We start from the raw sequence: 9972 nt of genomic DNA, 5'->3' as shown, positions 1-9972 counted from the left end.
GACGAAGATCGTCACACACTGGGATGATTATAAACCATGCGAGATTCTCCCGAAGAAAAATCGGGACAGGCTATCTGACCAATTAAAATCAAGTTATAAACAGATGAATTGTTCTGGCATCCATTTCCATTGCCCTGGCATCCACATCTCCTTCCAGGTCAATAATCTGGGCCAGCGCTGGGCTTTACCATCATTTTCTTTCCCCGGGTTGCGTCGTGCCTCCTTACCCGGGGTTATTGAAAAGTTTGACCACTCTGTGGTCAACCCTTGGACTAGTCGATTCAACAATACCTGTGTCTTTAAGCTATGGATAATTCCTCATTCCCTCCCGATAGCTATCGGGATCCCCATTCCTCATTTCTCATTCAACACCTCTCTTCCCCTTTAACATTTTCCTAATCTAAAAATCAATTTTTCATCAAATACTGATAGCTTTTTGAAAAAAATCATTGAAGTAACTTCACGAAACCTTCATCATTTCTACCTCATCCACGGAGTTTCAGAGCCTAATTTTGTGGTTTAAACCTTCATTTAAACCTTTAAAACATGGGAAATTTTACCATTAGGCAGACCCGGAAAATGCTCCGATTGCATTTAGTCTGCAGTTTGATCTTTTTATCCTGGGGATTTGCAGCGTCTCAGGCTTACGCCCTGTCTGTAGATTCAAACAGGGAAATCTTGGCAGTAATTACTGGTACTGTCCAGGATGAAACGGGAGCCCCTTTGCCCGGTGCTGCAATTCTGGTTAAAGGTACCACCAACGGAACCATCACAGATTTGGATGGGAATTTTTCCATTGATGTGCCTGCTGATGCCGTCTTGGTAATTTCCTACCTGGGCTATACAGCTCAGGAGGTTTCTGTAAATGGACGTTCTTCTCTGAGCATTCAACTGGAACCGGACGCCAGGCAATTGGATGAACTGGTGGTGGTAGGATATGGTACCCAAAAGCGATCGGATGTGACCGGTGCTATTGGTTCTGTGAAAAATGAAAACTTCAACCGTGGGGTAATCACCAACCCGGTCGACCTGCTGCAAGGCAAAATTGCAGGGGTCAACATTACCTCTACCAGCGGGGAACCCGGTGCAAATCAAAATGTCATCATCCGGGGAATTGGTAGTCTGCGTTCCGGAACACAGCCACTTTATGTCTTGGATGGCTTTTTGTTGGATAATTCTGATACCGGTATTGCCTCAAATCCGCTCAACTTTCTGAATCCTAATGATATCGAAAGTATAGATGTGTTGAAGGATGCCAGCGCCACCGCGCTATATGGATCGCGAGCATCGAATGGAGTCATTGTAATCACCACCAAAAAAGGTAAAGCAGGAACTTCCCGAGTCAACGTATCCGAATCCACTGCCTGGTCAGCGATGGCTAATCCAATCGATGTCTTTAGTGCGGATGAATTTCGCAGACAGGTAGTAGCTGTAGGGGGTGCCCTGGAAGATTTTGGCGGAAACACCAACTGGCAGGATGAATTGACTCAAGTGGGGCTCTCCCAGGATTTCAGCTTGTCCATGAGCGGCGCCAACACAGAAAAATTTTCCTATTTCGCATCCCTGGGCTATCAAAATCAGGAAGGGATCCTCAAAAACTCAGAACTAAAGCGCTATTCGGGAAAATTGAATATGAATCAGAAAGCCTTCGAAGGCAGACTGATCGTTGACTACAACTTGACAGCCTCCTTCACCGAAAACCTGAGGCCTGCAATCGGTTCCATTACCAGTGACATGCTTTATCTGAATCCAACCATCCCTGCATTCACCAATGGCCAACCTACTTTGCTCAATACCAACGCACTCAACCCAATCAAAAGAAATGAGCTCTACAGCGATGATGCTGCAAACAACAGAATCTTGGGTACAATCTCCCCATCTTTTGAAATTCTGGACGGACTTACTTACAAGCTAAACCTTGGGGTGGATTATTCCAATACCAGTAGATACATCCAATACAAGCCATACACTGAGGTTGTCAATGAATCCAATGTTTCCAATGGCTCATTGGATGAATTAATCTCCGCTAATACCAACAGTCTGGTAGAAAACACCCTGACCTACAATTGGAATAATTACAAGAATAACTTCACGGTGCTAGTCGGACACTCCTATCAGACATTTTTGGATGAGTTCAGAGGAACTTCGGCAAGAGGATTTGCGGCAAATAATATCGAACCAAGATATCAAGACCACAACAGTACCACCGAATTCCCAACAACGGTAAATTCAGCGGCAACCCGTAACGAACTGCAGTCCTATTTCGGCCGATTAAACTACATCTATGATGAAAAGTACTTGTTCACGGCTACCTTTCGGGCAGATGGCTCCTCCAAGTTTGGAGCTAATAACAAGTACGGCTACTTTCCCTCTTTTGCGCTGGGCTGGAACTTGAGTAAAGAAGGCTTTATGGCCAACTCATTTTTCAATAACCTGAAACTACGTACCAGTTGGGGGCAAACAGGCAACCAGGAGATTCCTTCCAAAATTACCAAGGCAAGTTTCTCAGAAGACCGCCTGGCCAACGGTGCCGGTAGTCTCAATACGTATCCCATCGACACCGACGGCAACACGCTCGATAGCTACCCGTATGGGATCGTCTTTACCCGTTTGGCAAATCCGAATTTGCAATGGGAGGTTTCCACGCAATTTGATGTAGGAATTGACTTTGCATTTTTTGACTACCGGTTGACTGGAACGCTGGATTATTTCAACAAAGTGTCCTCCAATATTTTGCTTGAAGTAGTCCCGGCTGACCCGGTCCAGCCTACCTCTACTTTCTGGGATAATATCGATAACATGAAAATCTTCAACAGTGGGATCGAACTGGCCCTCAATTATAGCAGCAAGCCCCAAAGTACATTCTCCTACGAAATCGGTGGAAATGTCACCTTTATCAGTAATGAAGTAAGAGACTCTCCCTACTCGGTGTTGACAACTGGTGCCGCTCAAGGTGCCGGGCAAACCGGTGCTACCATCAACGGCTACATCAACAATCAACCCATCGGAGCTTTTTATATGCTACAGTTTGACGGTATTGGTGAGGATGGGCTCAACAGATTTGTGGATATCAATGGTGACGGGGAAATCCTGGACAATGACCGGAGTGTCGTAGGCAGTGCCATTCCAAAGGTAATCTACGGCATCAATACCAACATGAGGTATAAGAATTTTGACTTGGGACTGAATTTCAACGGGGGAGCGGGAAACAAAATCTACAATCACACCACCATGTCCCTGTTCACAAAAGCTCAACTCTCAAGGTCTAACAATACCACAGCCTTTGCGGTACAATTCCCGGAAGAATCCTTCAACAATGCCAATACGGTCTCAACCCGATTCTTGGAAAACGGGGCCTTCTTCAGGCTGAACAATGCAACCCTGGGATACAATGTCAACCCCGGTCAAATCGGAATGGGTAATGCATTTGAAACTATCAGAGTGGCAGTAACAGGTCAAAATCTGTTTGTGATCACAGACTATTCCGGATTTGATCCCGAAGTCAATACAGGAGCCACCTCAGCAGGAATCCAAACCTTCGGGATTGACCGATTTACCTATCCAAGAGCCAGGACTTTTATGGTCAACCTTAATTTAACCTTTTAAGACGAGTAGCTAACTATTCAATCTTTCAGAAAAAACAAAGAAAATAAAGATGATAAATTTTAGAAAATTAATTCCGACAGCCGCCTTTCTTTTGGCCTTTCTTAGCTGTACTACTTTGGATGAAGAAGTTCTCGATGAATCTCTGACTGGCACAGGTCAGGCCGAAATTGTAAGTGGTTCCATTGCTCCGGTCTATGGAATGTTGCGTCAGGTTTGGCTTCATACGGTCAACTTTGGACTTCAGGAAGTGGCATCCGATGAAGCTATCCTTCCCTACCGAGGGGGAACTGACTGGTTTGACGGAGGTAAATTTATTGCCGTTCACCAGCATTTGATGACTCCAACCAATAGCCTGGTCGGAGACTCCTGGACTTTCATTACGCTGACGCTGTCCAGAGCTGTGGCAGCCGAAGAGCAATTGAAATTGGAAGTGGAAAATGGCAATACCAGTGCACAAAACCCACTTTATGAAATGGTAGCCATGAAAGCCTACCTCAATATGTTGGCTTTGGATAACTGGGGTTTGGTATTCAAAAAGAATCAGTCCAGTCAGCAATCTGAAATTCTGAGGAGAGAAGCAGCTGTGGAATACTTGGAGTCCGAACTGCTGTCAGTGGTCAATCTTATCAGCAGTGGCAATGGCCCCGGCAGAATGAATAAACATGCGGTGGAGGCTCTGTTAGCCCGACTCTATTTGAATGCCGCAGTTTATCGTGATCCATACGGTACCCCAAATTTCAACCCGGAAGATATGGACAAGGTGATCGAATACACCACCAACATCATTAATGCAGGCTATTCGTTGTCACCGGAGTATTTTGATTTATTCAACGATGACAACAACACCAATCCTGAAATCATCTTTTCCCTGGACCAGCGAGGAGTACTTCAGACCGAGCATAGCAGATGGCAATATTGGTCTATCTCCGGAGACCAGATCCCAAGGCCCGAATTTCCAAATACGCGTGGCACTGATGCGACAGCCGCAACACCTACGTTCATCCAGACTTGGTATGATGCCTACGGCGACGTGGATCCTGCAGAAGCGGATGCCCGTTTCTTTCAGGAGAACACCCTCATTCCCGAAAATCTCCGCGACCTGACGGGAGTAAATCCTACCAATGATGAAGAACACTATTATTGTGTGGAAGCAGAAGAATTTGAGATGGATCGGGGAATTTTGAGAGGGATAATTTGGGGGCCCAGAAAGGACGGCAGCGGAAATATCCTCCGATGTGAAGATGGTAAAGTCAGAATCTACCCTGTGATCAACAGAAGAAGCAGCGGCGCAAATATCCGGTATGTAGATCACAACCTTCAGGTGGATTTCTCCAACGAAGGAAGTCTCCATAATACCGGACACCGATTTTCAAAATATCAGTTTAGCCGAACTGCCCAAGACTGCTGCAGTAGAAGTAGCGTAGATATCGTCCTGATCCGACTGGGAGAAATCTACCTGATGCGCGCAGAAGCGAAATTGAGAAAAGGAGATAATGCGGGAGCCTTGGCAGATGTCAATACCTTGCGAACCTCAAGAAATGCCCGCCCTGCACAGACACCCGCTCCATTGAATTCCATTGACCTGGAAATCTTATTCCGTGAGTCAGGATTTGAACTGTACTGGGAAGGTCTTCGAAGAACTTATCAGATCAGATTTGGAAAATACGAGGACAGCTGGACAGAGAAAAATGACAGCGATGTCAACAAAAGACTCTTCCCGATACCCCAACGTGCAATCGACGGGTCATCAAACATAGAAGGATTTTTAGTCCAAAATCAGGGGTATTAAAATTTCTCAGGTGGTTATAATGCTAAAAGCCGAACGTATTCCGCTCGGCTTTTTTTGTGGATTTGGATGATTTTGATTATTGGTTTAGGAATAGTTCGACCCTCCCCAAATCATTTTGCTCATCGAAACTGTCGATTCTGGGTCAGTGATTTCCCAAACAGTCACTCCCATGCCCATAACCATCCCACAGTCTTAGGCGAAACCTCCCTATCTGACCTTAACCAGGGCAAAATCGAGATGTGGAGGGCGCGTTGGGCCGACGTGGCAGCGGGCCAGCGTTCGGCCTCGTGCGGTTGGAGCTTTGCCACGTCAAGGCTTTTTGGTTACTTTTTGGCCCACAAAAAGTATCAAAGGAAAAAACACCCAGAGCCTCAGAAATTTCTCATAAGGTTAGCATGCCTGAAATCGAGCAGGACGAAGATCGTCACACACTGGGATGATTATAAACCATGCGAGATTCTCCCGAAGAAAAATCGGGACAGGCTATCTGACCAATAAATATCAAATTATAAACAGATGAAATGTTCTGGCATCCATTTCCATTGCGCTGGCATCGACAGCTCTTTCCAAATGAGCATCCAGCGCCAGCGCTGTCAGCCATTAACGTCTTTTCCCCGGGTTCACACCCGGGGCTATTGAGAAGTTCGACCACTCCGTGGTCAGTGATTTCCCAAACAGTCACTCCCATGCCCATAACCATCCCACAGTCTTAGGCGAAACCTCCCTATCTGACCTCGACCAGGGCAAAATCGAGATGTGGAGGGCGCGTTGGGCCGACGTGGCAGCGGGCCAGCGTTCGGCCTCGTGCGGTTGGAGCTTTGCCACGTCAAGGCTTTTTGGTTACTTTTTGGCCCACAAAAAGTAACAAAGGAAAAAAATACTCAAAGCTTCAGATTTTTCTCAAAAGGTTAGCATGCCTGAAATGTTCCGGCATTCATTTCCATTGCGCTGGCATCGACATCTCCATCCAGGCCAACAATCTGAGCCAGCGCTGTCTCCCGTTTACGTTTTTACCCCGGGTTGACACCCGGGGCTATTGAAAAGTTCGACCACTCCGTGGTCAATTCCTGGACTAGCCGATTTAACAATACCTGTATCTTTAAGCCATGGACAATTCATCATTCAACATTCAACATTCATCATTTATCATTCCCCAATCGCCATTCCCACTCCGTGGTTAGTGATTTTCCTACCGGTCACTGCCAAGCCTATAACCATCCCACAGTCTTAGGCGAAACCTCCCTATCTGACCTTAACCAGGGCAAAATCGAGATGTGGAGGGCGCGTTGGGCCGACGTGGCAGCGGGCCGGCGTTCGGCCTCGTGCGGTTGGAGCTTTGCCACGTCAAGGCTTTTTGGTTACTTTTTGGCCCACAAAAAGTAACAAAGGAAAAAACACCCGGAGCCTCAGAAATTTCTCATAAGGTTAGCATGCCTGAAATGTTCTGGCATCCATTTCTCTATCCATAAAGGCAAAATGCGATAGACAACACAGCGCTGGATTTAACTGCATCTAAAGCTTGTATTTTCAAATTCTTTACAGTCTAATTCAGGACGCTTGGCATTCAAGCCGAGATCTAATTTTGGTAGGATAGATCGCGGTCTGTTTACCAAACTTAAAGCCTCAATCCACCCTCTTGACACTCAAATCCACCAAGTCAATAAAAAATTCATCCGAAGGCAGTCCCTTGCATAGTTTACCGAAAATGCTCAGGAAATCAGCAAACTGTCCATTCAATGTCCCTTTGCCTGCGTTCAGGTTTTTCTTTTCGAGGTTTCGGTAAACTTCCATTCTGTCTGTAGGGATCAGTCCCACACTGAGATCCCCTCCGTTTTTTATGAGATAGAAATCCTCCATCAATGGACCTTTTTGATTCGATTTCTGAATGGATTGAAAGTAGGAATCCAGTAATTTTTCCCGGTCTGAGGATGGCGCTTCCAACCATTCTGCGAGTTGGTATTGACTTATTCCGTTCACCAAAACTCCCAAATCACCCGGCCAATCTGACTTCAAAAACCGCAATCTGATCAATTCCTGAAGGTGCTGTTGCGTGAAATCCAGGTAGTCTACCGCATCCAATATCCCTAAATCCCAATGGTCCAAACCTGCCTTTTGACTGAGCCATTGGTGTTCTATTTTGTACAAATCAAAAAACTCGTCAAATCGATCCACTTTTTGTAAAAGTTGGGTTTTTACTTCCATGATATGGTCTGTTTTAAGATTCATGATCTTGTAGGCAGGAGGAAAAGCAGCCAAGGAAGGCACCTGAATATTTATCAGTTCTTCATTCGCTTCGGGATTAAGTGATCCGGTATCATTGATATGCATGTGCCCTGCAAAATGAACCCGGATTCCTGCTCTGGAATAAAGTTTGGACACTTGTTCATCAGGTACTCTCGTGAGTTGAAGTTTTTCCGCTCCAAAGAGTTTTTTCATGTCCGCTGATGCCCCGTTGTGGAAATCTGCCAATGGGTAATGACTGAAGGAAACCAATGTCTTTCCCCGTTTTTTCGCTTCCTGACTGATCCTGGAGATCCATTGTAACTGGTGGGCTTTGGTTTTGGAGGCCAAATTGAACCCAATGCTTGAGCCCCTCCATGCCACTGAGTCCATTTGATTTTCAACGCCGGAATAGCTGTACACGTTTCCGTCCAGTGCCAAAAGCCAAAGACCTTCAACAGGTTCTACCAGATAGCTGGCATCAGGGAGCATCAGGCCTGACTTGGGATCCGGGAAAAGCCGGGTTCGGATCGAAGACACTTCACTTATGCTTTGAAAATCATATCCTTCGTAATCGAAGGGAATGAAAGGATGTGTCCAAAATAAATCCTCCTTGCCGGGACTAAACCCAAAGTCTTTCAATTCCTCGCAAATTTCAAAATAGCCCCAGTATCTTATTTCTGCACTGATTGCGGAAGAAGATTGATCAGTTCTCTGAAGGCTGAAAACAGCCTGAGTTTGTCCATTTTCTCCCAGGAAATCAGACTTTCCTCCCGGCGAACCAAAGGGTGATACCGGATCATGATTTCCCGTGGTTATGAAAAACCGCATGCCATTCTGTCCGGAGTACAGCTTGAGGATCTTTTTCAGACCCAAAATATTCATCGGCTGACCGTCATCAGTATAGTCTCCGGGAAGCACCACGAGTTTGATCCCTTTTTGCCTCAGATCTTCCAAAGCCGCCAAAAGCGCAAAGTAGTTTTCATTAAAGAGTCGGGTGGAATTGAGTTGGCTTGACATGGTACGGATAGTCGCCAGTTTTCCGTTACGGGGATTGATCACCCCCCGAAACTCTTCCGACTGAAAGTCTCCATATACATCCTGCAAATGAATGTCTGCCAAAAATGCAACCTTAATCCCTGCTTCATTTTGGCCAAAAACGGTTACTTGAACAGCAATAACGAGCATTCCTGTAGCAACCAAATCAAAGAATAGGTTCGGATACCTCACTTTTTACCGAGAATGGGGTTAGGTCTTTCAAATTTGTTTTCCTCAAAATTTACCCGATACTCAGAGGGAAAAAACCTGGATGGAAGGTAATAGTCGGTGGAAATTACCTGCGCACCGGAAGCCTTCGCTTTCTCAAATTTGCTGTAGTCACCGGATCTAGCCTCCTTGGTATCAGAGTCGGCCCGGGTTCGGACGATGTAGCCTTTTCTCACCAGATCCTGAATGTAGCTTTCATTGGATACGGGGTCATTGATAATTCTGAATCCCGCTTCGGGGTTTCCTTCTTTTAAGTTGACAAAAAGGACCGCATTCCTCAATTGAGGCTTTTCGCCCAGGTATCGGCGGATTTTTTCCTCATTTTCATCCAGCACAAAGAGAAATTTTCCTCTAACAGTCTCTAATTCAGGCCAGTTTCCAGCCAAAACGCTTTCCTCAAGTGATTCAAAATCTCCCCGTACATGGTCAGGGGTGATTAATTTTTCCATTCCCAAATAAGTCCTTACTTCCAGGTCGATGCTGTCCAGCGCAGTTCCGGTAAATGGCAGTGGACTGACCGTCATTGGCACCTGACCGTCCTTGGCATTGATCAGCACAACTATGGGATGGTGATTCGGATGCTGATCGCTCCAGTTTTTCAATTCCAACAGGGCATTTTTGAAAAGCAGATGATGTGACTGAACATCAATATCCTGCACATGAAAAAGCTTTAATCCGGGTTCTTGCAGCTCTTTTTTAGCATCAAACACAGCTCCTTCAGCAAGCAGGGACACTGACTTCGGATTCGTATATTTTCCACCCATTGGATCATGAAAGACATCGAGTTCCAGATTTCGCAATCCAAGATCCAGCTGCTCAGAAAGCGGTAAATGTACGTATTCCAGACTCTGAGCTGCTGTGGGATTTATTTTTCTTAAATACTCCAATACCTCACTTGGCATGGCGCTTTTATAGCTGTTGTGACTGCCTATGACCTGAGTTTCATTCAGTTTTTGGCCAAATGAAAAATGATTAAGGCATTGAAGCGAAATTGACAGTACCAGTATAAAATTGTAACGCATGTTTTTAAATGATTTGTTGGGAAAGATGGGGGATTTAAACCAAGATTCATTTAATGAAAGGTCAAGTTT

At 45.5% G+C, this 9972-nt stretch carries 5 protein-coding genes; 3 read left to right on the top strand and 2 right to left on the bottom strand.

The window, feature by feature from the left end:
• The 3 genes from C4S61_RS22325 to C4S61_RS12595 all read left to right on the top strand — a co-directional run.
• The coding region (locus C4S61_RS22325) for a hypothetical protein (RefSeq protein ID WP_235009966.1) at window positions 1-388 on the top strand (388 nt) is incomplete at its 5' end.
• Between the two features lie 158 nt (window positions 389-546).
• Entirely contained in the window at window positions 547-3606 is a 3060-nt protein-coding gene (locus tag C4S61_RS12600; protein WP_235009964.1) for a SusC/RagA family TonB-linked outer membrane protein, read from the top strand.
• Between the two features lie 49 nt (window positions 3607-3655).
• Window positions 3656-5395, top strand: a complete 1740-nt coding sequence (locus tag C4S61_RS12595; protein ID WP_103925157.1) for a RagB/SusD family nutrient uptake outer membrane protein — start codon at window positions 3656-3658, stop codon at window positions 5393-5395.
• Window positions 5396-7018: 1623 nt separating this feature from the next.
• Here the strand turns inward: C4S61_RS12595 and C4S61_RS12585 are convergent.
• Window positions 7019-8845 (bottom strand): metallophosphoesterase family protein, encoded by a 1827-nt coding sequence (locus C4S61_RS12585; protein WP_103925155.1) that lies wholly within the window; start codon window positions 8843-8845, stop codon window positions 7019-7021.
• Window positions 8842-9903: a phosphatidylinositol-specific phospholipase C1-like protein gene (locus tag C4S61_RS12580; RefSeq protein WP_103925154.1), complete on the bottom strand. Its 1062-nt coding sequence runs from the start codon at window positions 9901-9903 to the stop codon at window positions 8842-8844. Before C4S61_RS12580 ends, C4S61_RS12585 begins: the two co-directional genes overlap by 4 nt.
• Between the last annotated feature and the right edge of the window lie 69 nt (window positions 9904-9972).

Source organism: Algoriphagus boritolerans DSM 17298 = JCM 18970, from assembly GCF_900108085.1.
Lineage (GTDB): Bacteria > Bacteroidota > Bacteroidia > Cytophagales > Cyclobacteriaceae > Algoriphagus > Algoriphagus boritolerans.
This window is presented reverse-complemented; position numbering and strand designations above follow the sequence as displayed.

Bases quoted from the DNA above. Each gene is read 5' to 3' on its own strand.
- C4S61_RS12600 (WP_235009964.1), top strand. From the start codon at position 547: ATGGGAAATTTTACCATTAGGCAGACCCGGAAAATGCTCCGATTGCAT.
- C4S61_RS12595 (WP_103925157.1), top strand. From the start codon at position 3,656: ATGATAAATTTTAGAAAATTAATTCCGACAGCCGCCTTTCTTTTGGCC.
- C4S61_RS12580 (WP_103925154.1), bottom strand. From the start codon at position 9,903: ATGCGTTACAATTTTATACTGGTACTGTCAATTTCGCTTCAATGCCTT.